General features: G+C 45.4%; 17 protein-coding genes. 7 read left to right on the forward strand and 10 right to left on the reverse strand.

From position 1 onward, the window contains the following. Positions 1 to 247 precede the first annotated feature (247 nt). Entirely contained in the window at positions 248 to 832 is a 585-nt protein-coding gene (locus BDT_RS05430) for a hypothetical protein (RefSeq protein WP_041577127.1), read from the forward strand. 696 nt (positions 833 to 1,528) lie between these two features. On the opposite strand, the gene BDT_RS05435 is transcribed toward BDT_RS05430, so the two are convergent. Both BDT_RS05435 and BDT_RS05440 read right to left on the reverse strand, forming a co-directional pair. Continuing rightward, a complete protein-coding gene (locus BDT_RS05435) occupies positions 1,529 to 2,530 on the reverse strand; it encodes a hypothetical protein (RefSeq protein WP_015090255.1) in 1,002 nt (333 codons plus the stop codon). Beyond that, positions 2,527 to 2,949, reverse strand: a complete 423-nt coding sequence (locus tag BDT_RS05440; RefSeq protein ID WP_148278723.1) for a hypothetical protein — start codon at positions 2,947 to 2,949, stop codon at positions 2,527 to 2,529. The genes BDT_RS05435 and BDT_RS05440 overlap by 4 nt, the downstream gene beginning before the upstream one ends. Positions 2,950 to 3,469: 520 nt before the next feature. Between BDT_RS05440 and BDT_RS05445 the strand changes: the two genes are divergently transcribed. After that, positions 3,470 to 5,311 (forward strand): hypothetical protein, encoded by a 1,842-nt coding sequence (locus tag BDT_RS05445; protein WP_041577129.1) that lies wholly within the window; start codon positions 3,470 to 3,472, stop codon positions 5,309 to 5,311. Positions 5,312 to 5,316: 5 nt separating this feature from the next. On the opposite strand, the gene BDT_RS19180 is transcribed toward BDT_RS05445, so the two are convergent. The 5 genes from BDT_RS19180 to BDT_RS05465 form a co-directional block, all read right to left on the reverse strand. After that, the gene (locus tag BDT_RS19180) at positions 5,317 to 7,194 is read right to left on the reverse strand and encodes a hypothetical protein (protein ID WP_015090258.1); all 1,878 of its coding nucleotides are present in this window, start codon (positions 7,192 to 7,194) and stop codon (positions 5,317 to 5,319) included. 111 nt (positions 7,195 to 7,305) lie between these two features. After that, a complete protein-coding gene (locus BDT_RS05450; protein WP_041577131.1) occupies positions 7,306 to 7,887 on the reverse strand; it encodes a hypothetical protein in 582 nt (193 codons plus the stop codon). Then, a complete protein-coding gene (locus tag BDT_RS05455; RefSeq protein ID WP_015090259.1) occupies positions 7,884 to 9,191 on the reverse strand; it encodes a hypothetical protein in 1,308 nt (435 codons plus the stop codon). The genes BDT_RS05450 and BDT_RS05455 overlap by 4 nt, the downstream gene beginning before the upstream one ends. 462 nt (positions 9,192 to 9,653) lie before the next feature. Further along, positions 9,654 to 10,052 carry a hypothetical protein gene (locus BDT_RS05460; protein ID WP_051026269.1) on the reverse strand — a complete coding sequence of 133 codons (399 nt, stop codon included), beginning with the start codon at positions 10,050 to 10,052 and terminating at the stop codon, positions 9,654 to 9,656. After that, the gene (locus tag BDT_RS05465) at positions 10,033 to 11,334 is read right to left on the reverse strand and encodes a C1 family peptidase (RefSeq protein WP_015090261.1); all 1,302 of its coding nucleotides are present in this window, start codon (positions 11,332 to 11,334) and stop codon (positions 10,033 to 10,035) included. The genes BDT_RS05460 and BDT_RS05465 overlap by 20 nt, the downstream gene beginning before the upstream one ends. Positions 11,335 to 11,500: 166 nt before the next feature. Here BDT_RS05465 and BDT_RS05470 point away from each other — a divergent pair, with 166 nt between their 5' ends. Then, entirely contained in the window at positions 11,501 to 11,944 is a 444-nt protein-coding gene (locus tag BDT_RS05470; RefSeq protein WP_041577133.1) for a hypothetical protein, read from the forward strand. Positions 11,945 to 11,999: 55 nt separating this feature from the next. Here the strand turns inward: BDT_RS05470 and BDT_RS05475 are convergent, their stop codons facing one another. From BDT_RS05475 to BDT_RS05485, 3 genes are all read right to left on the reverse strand, one after another. After that, positions 12,000 to 12,293, reverse strand: a complete 294-nt coding sequence (locus tag BDT_RS05475; RefSeq protein WP_158320226.1) for a hypothetical protein — start codon at positions 12,291 to 12,293, stop codon at positions 12,000 to 12,002. Positions 12,294 to 12,468: 175 nt separating this feature from the next. Next, positions 12,469 to 12,852: a hypothetical protein gene (locus BDT_RS05480; protein ID WP_041577137.1), complete on the reverse strand. Its 384-nt coding sequence runs from the start codon at positions 12,850 to 12,852 to the stop codon at positions 12,469 to 12,471. 11 nt (positions 12,853 to 12,863) lie between these two features. Then, positions 12,864 to 13,823, reverse strand: a complete 960-nt coding sequence (locus BDT_RS05485; protein WP_015090264.1) for a hypothetical protein — start codon at positions 13,821 to 13,823, stop codon at positions 12,864 to 12,866. A 247-nt stretch (positions 13,824 to 14,070) separates the two neighbouring features. Between BDT_RS05485 and BDT_RS05490 the strand changes: the two genes are divergently transcribed. From BDT_RS05490 to BDT_RS05505, 4 genes are all read left to right on the forward strand, one after another. Further along, entirely contained in the window at positions 14,071 to 15,357 is a 1,287-nt protein-coding gene (locus tag BDT_RS05490) for a hypothetical protein (protein WP_235046274.1), read from the forward strand. A 53-nt stretch (positions 15,358 to 15,410) separates the two neighbouring features. Then, on the forward strand, positions 15,411 to 15,998 hold the full coding sequence (locus tag BDT_RS18945; RefSeq protein ID WP_148278725.1) for a hypothetical protein: 588 nt from the start codon (positions 15,411 to 15,413) through the stop codon (positions 15,996 to 15,998). Positions 15,999 to 16,016: 18 nt separating this feature from the next. Next, a complete protein-coding gene (locus BDT_RS05500; protein ID WP_041577139.1) occupies positions 16,017 to 16,343 on the forward strand; it encodes a hypothetical protein in 327 nt (108 codons plus the stop codon). A gap of 347 nt (positions 16,344 to 16,690) precedes the next feature. Continuing rightward, positions 16,691 to 17,140, forward strand: coding sequence for a cache domain-containing protein (locus BDT_RS05505; protein ID WP_015090267.1), 450 nt, complete (start codon positions 16,691 to 16,693; stop codon positions 17,138 to 17,140). The last annotated feature ends 28 nt before the right edge of the window (positions 17,141 to 17,168 follow it).

Raw genomic sequence — 17,168 nt, forward strand, 5'->3', positions numbered from 1 at the left:
TCTGGCATGACTTAGTAGTAGTAGACAAAAGCTTTCATTTTCATGTAACCCCCTGTTAAAACAAAACAAAACAAACAAAACAAAAAGTAAAAGTTTTGTCCCTTTTGTGTCACTCCTGGCAAGTAAAGGCTTCGTGGTCCTACGATTAATTCATTTTAAGGTGGCGTTTTGCCGGCACACTTTGAGCTATGTTAGTTCATAACAACAGCGGAATAACCGAGTTGAATAAAAACCAAGGAGAAATACAATGAAAAAAATCATTCTAGTTGCGTCGGTCTTTTTGTCTCAGATGAGTATGGCATCATCACCAGCTAAGGTGAATGAGTGCTTTGGCAAGGTTAAGGATTTTAGCGATCGTTTGCTCGAGGTGGCTACGCCAGTAGCAAGCTCTGAAGGAGTTCTAGTAGGAACAACATCTAATGGTGAAGCTTGCCAGGTGAGTGTCACACAGAGGACTTCAGGCACTTGGGGAGGCGTGGAAGCCCATGAAGAGATCTATGTTTCAGTCAAAAGCGCTTCAGGCATTGTATCGTTTAATATTGAGAATTATCACGACAGTACTATTTCTGGCGCAACCGGTACTAGGCTATCTCTTCCAGATAAAAAGGTGGACTTTAATGTGGGGCAGTGCAGAGTCGATAGTGAAAACTTGTTGGCAAAAGTCTCTTTTTCTCAGCTCTACGTGATGAAGAAGCTTTCAGTCTCGAACTTGGGCAACGGTATTTTGCAATTTAAAGTTAAGGAAGATGGCGATGGTCTTTTGGGCTTGGGAGAGCTGTTGACGATCGGTCTTAAAAACGATTGTACAGTAGACCTCAATAGTCAACGATAACACCCATACATATATTTGGACTTTTTAGAATCAGGGTTTCTGAGTGGAATGTCTTGCAATACCCAGAAACTCTGTTAAGTGTCCCCAAAGATCAGAGGTCTGTGCTTTGGGGCTGTCTTTTTGAAGCGAGCAGAGCTAATATGTAACCTTAACTTCTGCCTTTAGTTGCGAGATTTCAGATTTGCATTCTTTGTATGAACTCCAGCTTAACATGGCAATTGTTCCAGAAACTTCGGGGCTCTTTATTGAAACCCAAAGTTGATCGTTTGGAAAGAACGGAACGTATATGCAAGAAAATCAAAAAAGGGAGTCGCAATGATTCCTTTTCTTTCGGGTATACGCTTAATCAGACAATTACAAATACTTCCAGTTTAAGATACCTTGCCATCTAACCCAGGTGCCCTCGATGAATCGAACTCTTGTGAGAAACCCAAGAGGCAAGACTTACAGATTTATGGGAGAACCGCCGTGGGTGCGACTGGTATATTTCGCGGAACCCAACTGATGATCAGTTTTTTGATAAAAAGATCTATTACCAAATGGTAGTCCGGATTGATGACGGCAAACTTTTATCGTTCGAAACTTCTAAGCGTAAAGGCGATTCCACCAAGGCCCATGCAGTTTGTATTTTGAATCCGACTAGGGTTTTCTAGGGGACAAGAGCCTAGGTCCTGTTTTCCGTGGACCTAGGCGGATTTACTGAATGCATTTAAGATTTAATAAACGCACTTGATCCGCTGCTGAGCAGTCAATGCAAGTACCCGCTTCCGTTCCTGATTGATGAAGAGCCTTCTCGGGATCAATTTCCAATAAGGAATAGCTATCAGCATCCTTATTAAATTTTAACGCGTAAATGTGCCCATCGGATCCGAAGTGAGGATAATAGACCATGTCACTTCCGAACGAAATCTTATTTAAGGACTTAGTTTTTAAGTCCAAGATAAAAATAGATTGTTGAATAGATAGAACGTTTGCTCCTGTGCCTTTCTGTGTACTATTTGCGTGAAAGGCCGTATATTTTCCGTCATAACTAAAATCCATTTTTCCGGCCATCATATTAAGTTCATAATTTTTCGTGCATGTTCCATCGTTAGCAAGGTTATAAATCACGCTGCTTTCAGACTTTACATTCCAACCTGCAATCTTAGTTCCATCTTTCGAAAGCATAGGAAGTTTTAGATCGATATTTTCACAAAACTTTTTGACTGGCGAGGCTGGCTTCACGGCCTCGCCAGAGATTTCGTAATCTCTCATAAATCCGTAGTAGGTGATAACTCGCACCTTTGATTTCTTGGCATCTTTCAGTTTTTCAATAAATCCCAAAGATTGATAATAGCCAGACATTTCAGAATCGATATAAGAAGGTTTGCTGTCATTTTGGTTTACATAGTCAGAGGACTTATAGAAACACATCGATCTGTCATTTCCACAGTGAGGAATCGTCACGAGATTTGCACCAACAATAGGGTAAGGTTCCCAAGTGCGGCCTTTCGTCAGACACTTGCCGGTTTCTAATGAAAGAGTGCAATCCCCGCTCATATAAATTTTCTTTTGTGTTGTATCTACTCGTATGAAATAGGTCGGCTTAACCTCAAGAGGAACTTCACGCACAAGTCCCTTAACCTGATTACGGCAAGAGTCTTCCGCAAATGCAGAAGCGGCCATGATTAAAAGCAGCGCAATAATTAATAGCCTCATTTGAAATATTCCTTTAAACGATGTTGGAACTTTTCTGGACTGTCATAGCCGGGGTTAAAGCTTCCTTGAAGTTGACCATTTTTAAAGAAAATATAAGATGGAAAATGCAGAAGCGCATTTTTTTTGATTAAGATCTCAGAGTTCAATATCTCGATTTTGTGAAGATCCACCTTCAACATATTTTCTTTAGTATTCGTCACAGGATCTAAGAGAGGTAGAAAAGCGACTTTTGCTTTGGTGGCGGCTGATTTATATTCGGGCAGGGCTTTCAATGAAAGATACATATGCGGTGATAAGACGAAAATCACGCCCTTGGAATGATGTTTCAGGTAGCTGCTTAGATCTTTATCGGTAAATGACGATTTTGCACTGGCTGAGTAAGTGGAGAATGCGCACATCAGAAAAAAAATTAATCTCATATGATGAGACTAAACACGGAAGCGACTCGAAGCAAGTTGATTACGGATGCAGGCTATGACCGGTTTAAGGGCTAGACCGTCCGCTGGCGCCGCGACCGAAGAGCATGTCGGCAGGACGCAAGTAGCTGATCCCGTATGCTGCCGGTGATAGTTGTACAGGTAAGAGTAGTTGTTTAAAATATTCCATGATTTTTGATAGGCGGACGGTGCATTGGGACGAATGAAGACTTGTTGAATTTCTAGCTCTTCCCTCACAGTGTAGCGACCGCCTTTATCTGCTGAGCAATATCATCAAAAACGAAACGGTGATTCCACCAAAGCCCATGCAGTTTGTATTTTGAATCCGACTAGGGTTTTCTAGGGGACAAGAGCCTAGGTCCTGTTTTTCCGGGGACCTAGGCCGCCGTTCGGAAACAGATTTGTCATTAGGTTCCTTCTTAAAGGTCCGCCTGGCATATAAAGGCAGGCGGCGATAGTACATCCTTAAAGTATGTTTAGTGTCAAAATAGGGATGCATTGTATGAAGCGTATTGCGATCTTGGTTCCCCTTTTCTTTTCAGCCTGCGGCTTTAAAATGGACCTTTTTCAGAGTGAGCAAGGATCCGCATCCGGGAGCGAATGTCAGGAAGATCTGTTGAACTCAGATCGATGTCGTGTGGGTGCAGAAAAATATGTGGCGTCGTCCTTGGGCAGCAATGTGTTGGGGCCGAATGGTCAGCTTAGTGTGCCTATTCCTCAGGGGTATTATGATGGAAGCTCTTCCGTCGCCATAAGCGATTCTAACCTGGATTCGCAAAATATTAAGAAAGACATTTCAATATTGGGGATAGTTGGCAGTCTTGAGGATCGCTATCCCTCGTGTTCCGATGACGCTTTGAATGCGGTGAAGTGTTCAACAGGGGGTGCGCGCTATGTCTATGACGGTGCCTTTGGCGGTCGGTCTGTGGCTTGCAGTAGTGGGGCAAATGCAGTGGCTTGTTGGGCCGGTGCCAATCAGTTCGTAACTTCTACAGCGGGAGCTGACGTCGTTGGCAGCAATGGGGCCTTGGTTGTTTCATTGCCTAATGGGTACTATGAGGCAAAAACTTGCAGTATCGCGGACTTGAATTTAACGGCAGGGAACGTACGGCAAGGGGTGCAGATATTCGGCGTGAATGGAAGCTATGTGGGGTCATTCGGTGCAGGTATAGCATCCCAGGCTCATCGCGACGTCAGCAGCAACCAAATTACAATGGAATCTGAAGTTAGCACCTATGCAGGAGCAGAGCTGCCAAGTGGGGGTGGTTTTGAGTACCGGGCTATCCCAGATGTTTTAAAGGATGATGACGGTTCTGACGGTTTAAGTTGTAACTATGCGCCACGGCCAAGCACGACTTGTGGCACTTCACAGGCGACCATCGCGTTGAGAATTGCGGATTGTGCTTCAAAAAATGCCGCTACAGCCAGTTGGGATGGTGCGACTCAGTGTAATGGTGGCCAAGGTTTATGGAGGCTCGTAACTCGGGCAGGGGCCAATAAAGAAGTGTGGCAAGATCAACGAACGGGTTTGGTCTGGAGTTCGATAGTGTCTAGTACCGGTAGTACCTGGTGTATGTCATCTGGTAATACCCAGCATGCCCCAGTTTATTTTGCAGAATCCTATCACGGTGCTTCCGGGACACCGATGGAAGGAAATGGCGCGATAGGTTCATTCGGCGGGGGAAGTTCTTCGCAACAAGAGACGATTACAGTTACATTTACAAGTGCCACGACTTATACGGTGACAGGGAGCAGTGGCGCCAGTGGCTGTCAGGCCGGATCGGCTGCCGGTGGGCTGACTGGGGTGGCAGGATCGACATCGACTTGGTCGCGTACGAACTATTGCAGTTTTACTCTGCGGCAAGGCAGTACTAATTTTACGGCTGGAGATACTTTTATAATTTCGAGTGCTTCGTCGACAGACACATGTTTTCCAGGAAGTGCGAACCAACCTGCAGCGAAATACAGTGTTTGTTATGAGGGCGCTGGGCTTAGCGCAGTTCCCGGAGAAAATTGGGGGACTGGAGTTTATCTGGACTCTAAAGGATATATGGGAAAGTCTACGGCTTTGAGTATTCACTGGCGTTTGCCAACATTGGCGGATTATCAGCTTGCTGAAGTGGATGGGGTCAGATTCGTAATGCCTGATATGGGACTCCCAGGTGGGGAGCGTCCGACTCGAGATGGATCGCCGGGGGGGAATAATACCCATCTGGAGTGGACAGCAACAGTCGACGCTGGCGGTTTAAATCGTCGTAGTTCTCTATTGTTTGATTCGGTGAGCGGCTTGGGCTATGGGAAGCGTAGGAGCCTTACTGGCGGAGTTCGATGCGTGGGTAGGTAGGCACTCTATCTGCCCACACATCGCGCGAAAATACTAAAATTGGTGTGATTCAGTTGGGGACTCGCAGTTGAGTTAGGAAGGGTGAATGTCCAGTATCCACTTCGGTCGTATCGTTGGCTCGCGGCAGGGAATAAGATATTTGAGGTGACCGTTGAGGTCATCTCATAATATGAGATGGACGGTAACACGAAATTGGCGCCATTGTTGGCTGCTAAACGATAGTCATTCAGCGTTGGCAGACGCCAAAATATAGACGGGACAGAGTTTTTGCCCATTCGGCCTTTTTCAGGCAAATAAGTGCCCATAGACCAATCCTCGCCAGCGACCCCAGACAGTCCTGTTGCTTCAGCACAAAGGCTTAATGGTGAGCTGGGTTGTAGGCCAGAGATTGAACCAGGCAGGCAGGATGCGGTTGTAGCCTCAGTACTTCTTAGCATCATCGTGTCACCTGAGGCAAATGGCGTAGAGCCTTGTGTGATGGTAAAGCTACAATAACCACTCCGTCCCCATGTCGTCGATGATCCGGGGACTGCGGTTAAGGTACCGCTGGTGATGGCTCCGGCTTGGCAGCCCGTCCCCCCAGCGTCGCTAGTGACTGAAAAATGGGTTGAGTCTGAAAAGGCCACTGTGACCCATTCATTCTGAGATGATTCACCACCGCTCATTGCGCTAATGGTGCCATTTCCGATAATCGGTACGGTCGATGTTCCATTATAACTAAGAGATCGATAGAATGGAGCCTCTTGACGGTTTCCAGAGGCCGTACACCAACTCGAAGGTGTCAGTGGGGATCCCCAGATAAGTTGGGTTCTTTCGTCTTGCCATACTTCCTGGCTGGGGCCAGCCCTGGTAACGAGCTTCCAGGTTCCTTGTCCGCCATTGCACTGGACAGCGCCATCCCATAAAGACTCGGTGGGGTTTTTTGCTGCGCAGTCTGCAATTCTTAGTGCTATGGAGTTCTGGGATGTGCCGCAGTTTATGCTGGGCCGATTCGCCATTTTGCAATTTACACCATCTGCACCGTTGTCATCTAAGTGGACATTCGGAACTTCACGATAGGCTAATCCGGCAGACGACGGAAGGTCGGAATTCACATAAGTTGTCATTTCGCTTTTATGACTTATTTGTGCCGATGTGCCTGGCGATTCAAGATTGGGTTGAACCACCGTACCGGGACTTCTATGCGCGCCGGAAGCAATCGTTGCTTGAAAGTCTCCAGCATAGTTGCCCGTAGTTCCAAAAATACTGACGCCACTTCGAATATTGCTTGAGACGAGATCTGCGTCGCTCATGGTGCAGACTTTTCCGTCATAGTAGCCATCGGGAATGGTGCTGGAAATTGCTCCAGCGACAGCATTGATGTTATTTCCACTTGTCGCTGTAACGTATTGATTCAGACTATTAGTCCAGCAGGCCAAAGTGTTTTGCCCCGGCGTGCATGTCGAAGAGCGGCCACCAAATTCGGAGTTGTACACGTACCGATTTAAAGCAGTTGTACAGGCTGTCGCATTTAAAAGATTGTCTCCGCAAGCTGAAAATGCGGCATCAAAGGTGCCAGATACACCGAAGAGGGTTACACCGTTCTTAATGTTTGAAGACTGAAGATCAGGTGCTATACCAGTGAATTGGCTGTTTCCATCGTAAAATCCCATGGGCACAGGTACTGTCGCTGTAGTTCCAGTCAAATCTGTACCAAGTGTTTCGGTAACATAAGATGAACCTGTGGTAAGGCATTCTGTGTGGTTTAAATCGTTGTTTGTGCAAGACGGAAGATTTAGATTTGCCGAATCAGTCTTGCTGTCCTTACTAACGTTGGCCTTGGTACAGCCCGTAAGCACAGTCAGTAGTATTGTTAGAATGGTTGCAAGGCTATCGTGTTTCACAATGTTTCATTTCGGACATTTTAGGAAAAGTCCAAACGACCGAAAGATATTAAGACGGGAAACTGTTTCTATCGTAGTCTCAGTATCTAAGGGAAACACATCGATCCCGACTTAAAGCTCAAGCCAGATCTTCATATGGTCGCCGTAATCTTCTGTTCTTACTTGATAGTAAAGAGGCGCGGCATCGACGGTCTCGTCGTATAATACGCTATAAATGGCGCCGAGCTTTTCCGCATAGGCTCCTTTTTTTGAAGGCCTGATTTGGCTATATTCCAGAGCCTCAATGAGGTGACGATAATGAACATTGAGTTCTTGGTAGCTTGGGTGTTCTGTCTTTTCGAAATTTTCTATGGCAGACCGAACGTCCTGTTCGCCCCAGTTAGAATATTTGCTGCGAGCGGCTTGTTCGAGATGTCTTGCAAGGTTATCCATGCGTAAGTAGTGTTCAGCTATAAGTCTTGTCATTGTACTTTTTTTGGATTCTTCAATCTCATCGGCACGATTGCTCTGTTGTGTTGGTTGTGATGCTGGAGTGACCGCAGCTACAACCGATTCGAATTTAAGGCGTGTAGTACGCGGAAGTGAAATAGGTTTCGCAGTTGGCATGTTGTCGGTGTGATCTGAATCTTTCAGAAAGTAGATCAACCCCATTGAGATAGCGAGGCCTGAAAAAAGAAGGATGAATTTCTTCATTTTGTGATCCTTGAGAGGATTGTGATATATTTGTTGCCGCCGGTGCCGGAAACGACTGCGGCATTGATGCCATCGCGGGCATACGACGACAGTTGAAAGCCGCCCAATGTCAGCTTTTTAGTTTCACATTTATTCTGAAATAGGACTTTTGCGCAACCGCGCGCTGTCAATGCGGGTATTGACACTCGTGACCGCGCTACAAATGTTCCGGCTGGAGTGGGCTGATAGTTGACTGTATGGTTTCCTAAAAGGACCGATTCAGAAAGAGTTTTCCCTCGATAGTAATTTTCGAAAATAGTTCCATCCCTGTGCATGGGGGACCAGTTTATTGATGTGCCTCCGTACGTGATCGCATTGGGAAAAGCCCGAACCAAGGCGGTTGACATTGAAATGCTCTTTTGGTTTGCGGGAATAAGGCCATAGCAGGCGGCATTGAAGATTGTTCTGACTTTGGACCTTTGTGCGGCCGTCATGGTTTTCGAAACTTCGTTTAAGAAGTGTTCGCCGCTAAGAACACTTGAAAGTGACCGATTGACGAATATTCCGCCTTTGTAGCCATGAACGACCATCAAGATATCAACTGCGGCATGAAGAGAGGATACTCGCTTTATCGAGCCGATGAATTGATTGTTTAGGTCGTGGTCACCTTGCACTAGATAAATACGTCCGTACTTTTCACCGTGGTCTATAATGAGCCGTTTGATAAAAGCCGCTACCAGATTATTTTGTAAACGTCTTGCATAGGGGTGCAACTCTCCTGGGAAGACTTGGCTCATCGCTCGTTGAATTTCGGCTGCGCCATCGATGTCTCCTGATTCAACTAACAAGATCAGGGCGCTGTCGTTTTTAGGGCTTAACTTTCTTTCAATATATTTTGTGACTCTGGCCTTGTGTTGTGCGATCGACGATGCCTTTGCACTATCACTTAGTAGGTTAAAGGGTGTGGGGGTAGCGCAGCCTCTGCATTTTGGCGTCTGGGCTATAACCGATTCAATAGATACATCGGTACATCCCCCACGATTGCATTTTTGAACGACGGCGGAGTTGAGATCTGGATATTTGCCGATTGTACCTGTGGAGACAAACGCGTCGCTGACACAAATGGATTTCGGATCAGAAGTGGGGGGAAGAGACATGGTTTGCGGAACTCGTCCGGTGTAGTAAGTATATTTCGGAAGATCATTTTCCCGGCAGAAGTCTTGCAGCTCATTACGAGGTTCTTCGTAAGAAACTTTTACTTCAATGCATCCAACCAGTGACAGGCACAACGTAAATAAGAATAAAAGGGCTGACAATCTGTTCATGTATGATTCCTTCCGATTAGAATCCTAGAGTAAGCAGTGTCGATGCGAAAGAAGAATACCGAGAATCACGTTCGGATAGGTCTGTATAGTAGAGAGCAGCGGTCATTGGGGCTTGGAAAGAGAAGTCAGAAAGCTTTACCTTGGCCTTCACAGAGAAACCATGGGACACGGATGAAAATGTCAGCGCAAAAGAGTGAATCAATATCGCTGCAATTGTTCTCAATGGCATATTTCCCCCAGGTAATTTAGTTTTGTTGCAAGGCGCGGACCGGTCCTTGGAGTGACTACTTTTCTTTTGGCTATAAAAATTTTGACAGAAGTTTTCTGAAAAGTGACGTAACTTCTTGTGGCTCCAAAAGAAATATAAAAGTTGTCTAATCGCTATTCGTTGCAAAAACAATCTACGGACATAGAAGACATAGAGTTGTGGGTTTGTTGTACCTTCTCGTCCAGCATGTCTGGCTATCTTTGAATATAGTGCGCTAGCAGGGTGTCGGTATCGACAAAGCTGGCGTCTTTGAAAAGACATCGATCAAGTTTGTAAGTCTTGGTGGCCGCTTGGAAATCAAGAAGTTCGGGTTTCCCACCCAACTTGCGGCAAAGCTTAAAAGAAGGCTTACCGGTGTCAGATAAAAATTGTTCAAAGGCGAATTTATTCTTCGAATGGAACGCCATACATTTTTTATGCTTACAATTTTCAGATAAAAAGACGGTTTTTTCTTTATTGTAGCAGTATTTTGAAGACTCTTTTATCGTGTTTCCAAATTCATTTTTAGAAATGATTCCCGATTGGCATGTTAAATCCTTGGCTGAAGATACGCTCAGAAAAAGAAAGAAGAGGCTATTTAATATAGCTGACATTTCTTAGTCCTTTCGAAACAATTGATTTCGGAATCCAGATGTTGCCTTCCTCACATTTGTATCTTGTATCGTAGCTGTTGCAGCCGCGCCCCCAAGAGTTTCTGATAAGGTATTCACATTCACCACTTTTTCTATTGTACTTGCGACCTACGATGCTGCTGGCATGGCCTCCGGTAACAGGGGCGTTTGCATTGTATAGAATGCTGGCGTAGTACGAGATAGCTACGATATTCTTTCTATTCAGCTGTTCATCTAAGGCGGCAAACATCTCTGATTTATCGTTCTTTAAGGCGTCGCCCAATAAATGACTGCCTTTACGTTCGACTTCAATGCCTTTTAAGCTGATTCTTGGTTCACAGGCTTTATTGCTTAAAGAAGCAATAAAGCTGGCTCGGCTGCTTTCTTTCGCGATATCCATAAGCTCTTTGGTGTTGATCGTTGGGAAGATCTTTTGGGCGGAAGGGCAACGGATGGGGGTTAATTCTGCTGTGTCCCTTTTTAGTTTATCAAGTTGGATTAGGTTTTCCATGAGCGATGCCGGGCCATTATCTTCGCTGCGAAGGTTTTCTTCAAGGCAGGCGCCGCCTTTTTGTGCGGTTTTTTCAATAGTTACTTCTTGGCTATTTCTAGATGCTGCGCCCTCAAATTCGTGTTCTGCCCAGCCGACTTGTTTTAGAAGATTGTTGTCCCATTTGTCGTTGTAATTAAGGGCCAAATCAACGGCGGAAACTTTTTTGCCAAGACGGTATGTCAGGAGGTCGGCGGCTGCAAAGGCGTAGCACCACCCAATGCCATCTTGGTCCCTTACTGGTCCTAAAGTATCATTGCGTAGGTCAACTGCCTGACAGGTGTTTTCTTCGCGGTCGCGGGACTGTCTTCCTTGTTGTCGGTATGTGTCGTAGTATGAATTTGTCTTACTGGGGTCTAGCCCTAGTATCGTCGCATACTTTTTGTATTCATTGAGCTCAGCTTCTACATCTTTGTACATCGATTCGTGCTCGATTTTATTTTGAAGTGTCGTCAGTTGTCCGTTATAGCCGGTGGTTTTCCAATAATCAAAGATACCGCGGCCCCAGCCGAACTTCGCGATATTGACATTGCATGTTCGGACCGTTTCCTGAATGTACTCGACCTCACGGGCGACGTCCGTCGTCTTAAAGACGGTCTTAATGTGGTCTGCGGTTGTCGAGATGTCACGAACAGCGTTCTTGCAATCAGGTTGTGCCCACAAGGTTGCGCAAAATAAAAGTGTACCTAGCAGGAAGGAAATGAACTGTATCATAGGGCCCTCTATCGGGGTAACCCTCTGATTGCACGAGACCGGTTCTTAGAACGAAGGTTCGGGCTGTTTCTTGCAGAGAAGGAGTCTGCGGCGGAAACACAATGTTTTGGCAGGACTTTAAGGATAAAGTTGGCGGGCCCAAAATAAAAAGAATGTAGGGGGTTCAATGAGGTTCGGAATTCTTTCGTTTTTATGTTTGTTGGTGATGTCGGGTTGTACACATGGCGACGGAAAACGGGCAGTCGCGGGTTCGCGTTACGACGATCCTTGGAATGATAAACGACCACAGGTGACCATTCACTTTAAGATTCCTATTGTATTGTTGCATGAGAAGCATCGCCAATATCCTTTGACCTTTCCTAACTTAGATGAAGGTAGGAGCAGCGAAGGATCTTGTGGCATTTATGCTAAAGGTTCCGAGAATGTTGAAATTCCAGACGGAGTCCGTGTTCGAGCAAAGCCGATGTATCATACGTATGAATTTGCGTTTGAATCAACAGATGAAAAAGTGCCATTTACGATACACTGTGGTGACTTTGGCCCTGGTTCTTTCGATAGAGTAAATGAGCGCTACGGCGAAGTATTTACAGTCAGTCCGGACGTTCAATAGCTGTTATATTTGATGCGCGGAGGCTTTCCGCGCTTTGTTCTTCTTTGGCCCACACCTATTGTTGGTCGCTTTGCTTTAGTCTTGTCACGGCCTTATTGGCAAGTTCAGGTAGCTCAGAAAAAAAGTCGTCTTTTCTGAAAGACAGATCGCCGGCGTCTTCCCCTTTGGAAATACGTTCCAGCCACATTTTCATTCTATGGATGGGCCCTGCTATTCTATGAGAAAATATATAAGAAAAGATCATAAGGACCACCGTTTCTATAATATACGCTGATAGAAAGACGTTGTTCATCAGCTCCTTTTGTTCTTTTACGAAAAGGAAGTAGGGATGATTGTTTTCTAAACCCACATTTGACCCCATCAGCTTAAAAGAATCAAAAAGATATAGATTAGACACGTAAAGAATTAGATTCAGTATCGACATCCCGATGAAGAACCAAATAAAGAATTTGATTTGAAACTTTTTGTTTATGAGTATGATCCGTCGGTTACTTTTCATGATTTTGTCCTCGAAGAAGATGTTTCTAGAAGTTGGGCTCGATTAAAAGAGCGGCGGTTTCGGAATCGTATTCCGGATACTCATAGGGTTTATCAAGCTCCAGATCCGAATAGATTCTTGCGGATTCTGTTGCCCAAACAGTATCTGGAATTTCCCCGAATTTGTAATCCTGTTCTTTCGGGGTATTGGTGACCATTTGTAAAAGTGCCTCTTCCGTGGCATTTAGCTTTTTATCATTCGACCGATCAAATTTTTGCTCCTTCTGAGTATATTCTGTGCGATCTATTTCCGTCTCGCCTGCATAGATGGATTCTGACGTTTTGACAGTGGCTGTGTCATTAGTCGCTCGGCCGATGAAGAAGGCTAGGAGCGATAGAAATATCGCTCCTAGGATTTGATTATTTCCCATATTAAACCTTGCTATTTACAAATAGTAGGTAAGGTTTTTGCTCCCGTTTTTTTGCAAAGATCGACCCCGCCATTTAAGTCTGCTAGATTCTTTTGCAGACCTTTGATTTGTGCGGAAGTCGTTGCAACGTCGTCGTTGGCTTTCTTAATTTTTGCATTTTCGCCGGCAATAATGGTTCGAGCATTGTCCCTTTTCTTTTTGATCACTTCTTCGGCGGCAGCCTTGTTGGCCCCTGCAATTGGGATGAGTGAGGCAATTGCACTATCGACCTTTGCCTGTTCGCTGGCTAAAGATTTGAGCTTTGCTCCGCTGCTATCCAAGGTCGGTTTGAATTTTGTAATGCGAGGGTGTTTGTTGCAGGCAGAGCTGATCTCTGCTACATAAGCCTCTCTATTTTCGCCGTAGGTATAGCGAGGGTTGAAAGGGATATGGTGTTTAGTTCCCGCCCAAATTCCCGAATTTATGCATGTAAGAAATTCTGAGTTCTTTTCTGACTCTGCTTTTTTGAAGATATCGTTTTGAATGCGGATATTGTTCTTGATACTTGCTCCATAAGACGTCAGGCTGTCTATCTTTTTCTTGGCAGTGTCGATATCTGTTTGAACCAGGGATTTGATTTGTGCATCCGTCATATCAGCTGTGGGTTGGTTGGCAACCACGACTGACTTGCTCTTTACGATGGCATCTTGATGTTTTTTCAAGTCGCCTTGTGCGGATTTGATTTTATTGCCCACCGAACCACACTCTTCGGAAAAACGGCCCAAAGATTTGTTATGCGCAGGAATGGCAGAAGTCAGATAAATGCAATATTTGTCTTTATCTGTCTGGCTTTTACTTGCCAAGTTGATGTAGCTGTCAATTGTACTTCCACTTTCTTTTATAGAAGATGAAAGGCCTTCTTCTTTAGAAGCGGCACTGACAAGCTGTGAACTGCAAAGCGTAGCTACAAGCAATAGATTTCTTGTGATCATTTTCGAATCCCCCTTAACGAGTCTTGAATTAGTCTATTCGGAGATTTTTAAAATAAAATGTAAAAATATAATTCGAATCATGATCGTACGGGCATGCCGGACATGATCTTAACGTGCCCTTGTTGCCGATGTTTCCGCAGAGGCTAGAGGCGGCACGGAAACACTAATGTGAGTTTACGTTTGTGTTCTGTTCCGAGGCGGCCGATCCTTTATCTAGGGGGAAGAGATGAAATTTTTGATGCTACTAATGGCATGGATATTTTCCTCGGAGCTCCACGCGGCGGACTGCCAATCGCTTCGTTGTCCCTCTGGGACCAGTATTTATGCTTCGGATAAAAGTTCTGATTCTTCTTGTTACTGTAAGGCGGACCCTGGCGCGATTCCCGATGGCGGGGGTAAGTGTGGTCAGTACGTTCAGCTTTATGAAGAGTGTGTTACTCAGATTGCAGATACAGCTTACACCTGCGATGAAAAGAACAATTCGGGTTTGAATGAGGTAGCAAATACGGCCACGGAGCTTACTTTGCTGTTCGGGCAGCAGTCTGCATCAAGTGTTCATGTGGCATGTAAAAAGATGGCGGGAATTTCTGCATCAGCGAATGCCGCAGTAGCCGCCTATCGCATGATGTGTCAAAGTGCCATTGGATCTTGCCATGCCTCGTGCGACGCACTTGTCGGTTGGGTTAAGGACAATCTTGACTGTGTTCAGCTAAGTCACAATGCAATTTCATTGTCTGTAGCTGAAACGCAAGCGGAGCGCTGCACGGCTTTTGGTGATAAGGCAGCGCAGGCGAATCAGGCCATCAATAACTTCTATGGGACAATGGTTTCCGCCTCCAAGTGTGCTGACTCAACTCGGGGTGATCCTGCGCCAGAGGTGTGTAAGACAAATCCAAGCTTACCCGGATGTGATAAGAAAGAGCCCGTGGACTGCACCAAACCTGAACTGGCGGGTTCTAAAGTTTGTGTGTGTTCAAAGAGTCCTTCGGATCCGATTTGTTCGAATGAAAAGACGGCAAGTGGCGGGCCATTGGTTGGCGGTACTAATCCGAGTTCTCGTGCACCAGAGAAAGGCGCCGGTGGTCCTGGCGGTGATTTACCGGGATTGCCATCGATTCAGCAAGGAAAATTAGCCTCTGGCGGTGCCGGCGAAGCTATCGACGGCAAGCAAGGGGGGGGCGCGGGGCTTTCAGGCTTTGGCAGTGGTGGCGGAACCGCCGGTGCCGGGGCTGGCGAAGACGATGAAGGCAGTGGGCATGCTGTTACGGCCGGATTCTATGGTGGTGGCGGCTCTTCCACAGGGAGCACAGGGGGAGGCTCGGGTTCTGAGGGGTATTCAAGGCCCGCCGGTCAGCCTAATGCGAAGCCCGGATCGCAAGATTTACGTCAGTTCCTGCCTGGTGGGAAGTATGATCCGAAAGCTCGTGGTATCGCGGGGTCCGGTGGACCAGATGGCATTACGGGGCCACATTCAAATATTTGGAAGAAGATTCAAAACCGTTATCAGGTACTCACTCCAACTTTGATTCCATAGCCGAGGGGTGAAGGGGCAAATAGGGAAAATACTGGGGTCTTTTGGAGGACATCTTGAAACTTTTATTTATAGCAATTGTACTATCATCTTCGGTCGTTCATGCGACCAGTCCAAGCGTTGTCGATTTGTCAGTTTTTGAAAAGCCTCTTTCTGAAAAGAAAGTCGCATTGAAGAAGATGAGCGACAAAAATATGAAATTTTATCTTCTGTCAACCATTGTCAGAGACTATTCCTCTTTGGAGCTAACGGTGGCGGTGACGAAAGAGGCAAAGTCCTTTTCAAAATCTCTTCTTGAAATGGTTAAAGGCTATGAAAAAGATTGGAACTATGGAAATGCTATTCATCACGGCAATCTCGTTCTTGGTAGAGTTGCCTTGTATGAAGGGAATTTAAAGGCCGCCAAGGAGTATCTTATTCTAGCAACTAAAACATCAGGATCTCCTCAGCTTCATTCCTTCGGTCCTAACATGACCCTGGCTAAGGAGCTTCTGGAAAAGGGAGAAAAGTCTGCGGTATTGAGTTACCTTGATGCGTGCCTTCTTTTTTGGACAACTCGTCGCGCTAAGGGGATAGTTGATGCGTGGAAGTCTTCGATCGATAGGGGTGAAGTACCGGATTTCGGGGCCAATCTTGAATTCTAAAATTGAATGGAGGTTCTTATGAAGTATGTTTTCTTGATCTTAAGTCTGTTTGGTGCGCAGATTAGTTTTGGAAGTGAATTAAGTTGCAATCAGGATCTTACACGCGAACCCTACTGTATTTCCATTGAAAATGCCGAGTCATATTGTAAAAGGTTGGGACGTGATTCGGCGATTTTGCTTGAAACGAAAAAGTGCTATTTAAAATTTTCTAAAGTGATGGCTGCAGACGCGGCGACGTCTGTTTGTCTTGCAGGGTTTGTTAAGTCCTCGAATACCGATAGAAGTCAGTCTAATTGTGGCAAAGCTGCCAACGCGAAAAAGACAACGGTAACCGGGAATCGCTAGCATTGAATGTAAAAAATGGCCAGGATATCAAGAATTCTGGCAGTTCAATGAAGACGCCACTTGAAGTAATTGAGTTTGAAAGGCGCTGTTTAAGAGACAGCGCCTTTTTCTTATTATCCTTCGAACCTTGTGATCTCAGGGCACAGGACTAAGGTTTGTTTAAGTGTTTCCGGGCGTATATAAATCAAAGATGGATTACTGCTATGGAAACACTTTGCGGGCTGGAATAGTCCGGTCCTTGTTTTCGATTTCGGCGTAGTAAGTGATCATGGTCAAAGAAATGCTTATATCAGCGTTTACGCCGATAAAGCCCGAAGTAGTACGCAAAAATATAAGGAGTACTTGAAATGGGAATGGATAAAAGTATCTTGATTGTTGTTTCAATGTTTGCCCTGTCTGCTCAGGCTGAAGAGGCATGTACTAAAGAACAAGCAAAAGCGGCGGTCGAAAAAGTTTGTAAAGAGATTGAAACCAAAGGCGACGGTGCTCTTGAGATGATTCAAGCGTATCGCTTTTGTGGCAGCAACTATGTTTGGGTACAAGACTCGGAAGTCAGTATGGTCATTCATCCAATTAAACCAAAATTAAATAAAACGTCGTTGAAAGAGAATAAAGACGAAAATGGAAAGGCCCTTTTTGTTGAGTTCGACAAAACAGCAAAGGCTAGCAAAGACGGCGGATGGGTCGACTATGTATGGCCAAAGCCAGGTGCGGAAAAAGCAACGGATAAAATTTCATTTGTAAAGAAATGTGGCGGTGCTAAGAATTGGATCGCTGGCTCTGGAGTTTGGAAATAGTTGGTGCAAAGAACGGCTTGAGAATGGG

The sequence above is a fragment of the Bdellovibrio bacteriovorus str. Tiberius genome, assembly GCF_000317895.1.
Taxonomy (GTDB): Bacteria; Bdellovibrionota; Bdellovibrionia; order Bdellovibrionales; family Bdellovibrionaceae; genus Bdellovibrio; species Bdellovibrio bacteriovorus_F.

What these genes read in the sequence shown, in the direction of transcription:
- BDT_RS05430 (WP_041577127.1), top strand. Translation starts at nt 248, where the DNA reads ATGAAAAAAATCATTCTAGTTGCGTCGGTCTTTTTGTCTCAGATGAGT.
- BDT_RS05435 (WP_015090255.1), bottom strand. Translation starts at nt 2,530, where the DNA reads ATGAGGCTATTAATTATTGCGCTGCTTTTAATCATGGCCGCTTCTGCA.
- BDT_RS05440 (WP_148278723.1), bottom strand. Translation starts at nt 2,949, where the DNA reads ATGAGATTAATTTTTTTTCTGATGTGCGCATTCTCCACTTACTCAGCC.
- BDT_RS05445 (WP_041577129.1), top strand. Translation starts at nt 3,470, where the DNA reads ATGAAGCGTATTGCGATCTTGGTTCCCCTTTTCTTTTCAGCCTGCGGC.
- BDT_RS05450 (WP_041577131.1), bottom strand. Translation starts at nt 7,887, where the DNA reads ATGAAGAAATTCATCCTTCTTTTTTCAGGCCTCGCTATCTCAATGGGG.
- BDT_RS05455 (WP_015090259.1), bottom strand. Translation starts at nt 9,191, where the DNA reads ATGAACAGATTGTCAGCCCTTTTATTCTTATTTACGTTGTGCCTGTCA.
- BDT_RS05460 (WP_051026269.1), bottom strand. Translation starts at nt 10,052, where the DNA reads ATGTCAGCTATATTAAATAGCCTCTTCTTTCTTTTTCTGAGCGTATCT.
- BDT_RS05465 (WP_015090261.1), bottom strand. Translation starts at nt 11,334, where the DNA reads ATGATACAGTTCATTTCCTTCCTGCTAGGTACACTTTTATTTTGCGCA.
- BDT_RS05470 (WP_041577133.1), top strand. Translation starts at nt 11,501, where the DNA reads ATGAGGTTCGGAATTCTTTCGTTTTTATGTTTGTTGGTGATGTCGGGT.
- BDT_RS05480 (WP_041577137.1), bottom strand. Translation starts at nt 12,852, where the DNA reads ATGGGAAATAATCAAATCCTAGGAGCGATATTTCTATCGCTCCTAGCC.
- BDT_RS05485 (WP_015090264.1), bottom strand. Translation starts at nt 13,823, where the DNA reads ATGATCACAAGAAATCTATTGCTTGTAGCTACGCTTTGCAGTTCACAG.
- BDT_RS05490 (WP_235046274.1), top strand. Translation starts at nt 14,071, where the DNA reads ATGGCATGGATATTTTCCTCGGAGCTCCACGCGGCGGACTGCCAATCG.
- BDT_RS05500 (WP_041577139.1), top strand. Translation starts at nt 16,017, where the DNA reads ATGAAGTATGTTTTCTTGATCTTAAGTCTGTTTGGTGCGCAGATTAGT.
- BDT_RS05505 (WP_015090267.1), top strand. Translation starts at nt 16,691, where the DNA reads ATGGGAATGGATAAAAGTATCTTGATTGTTGTTTCAATGTTTGCCCTG.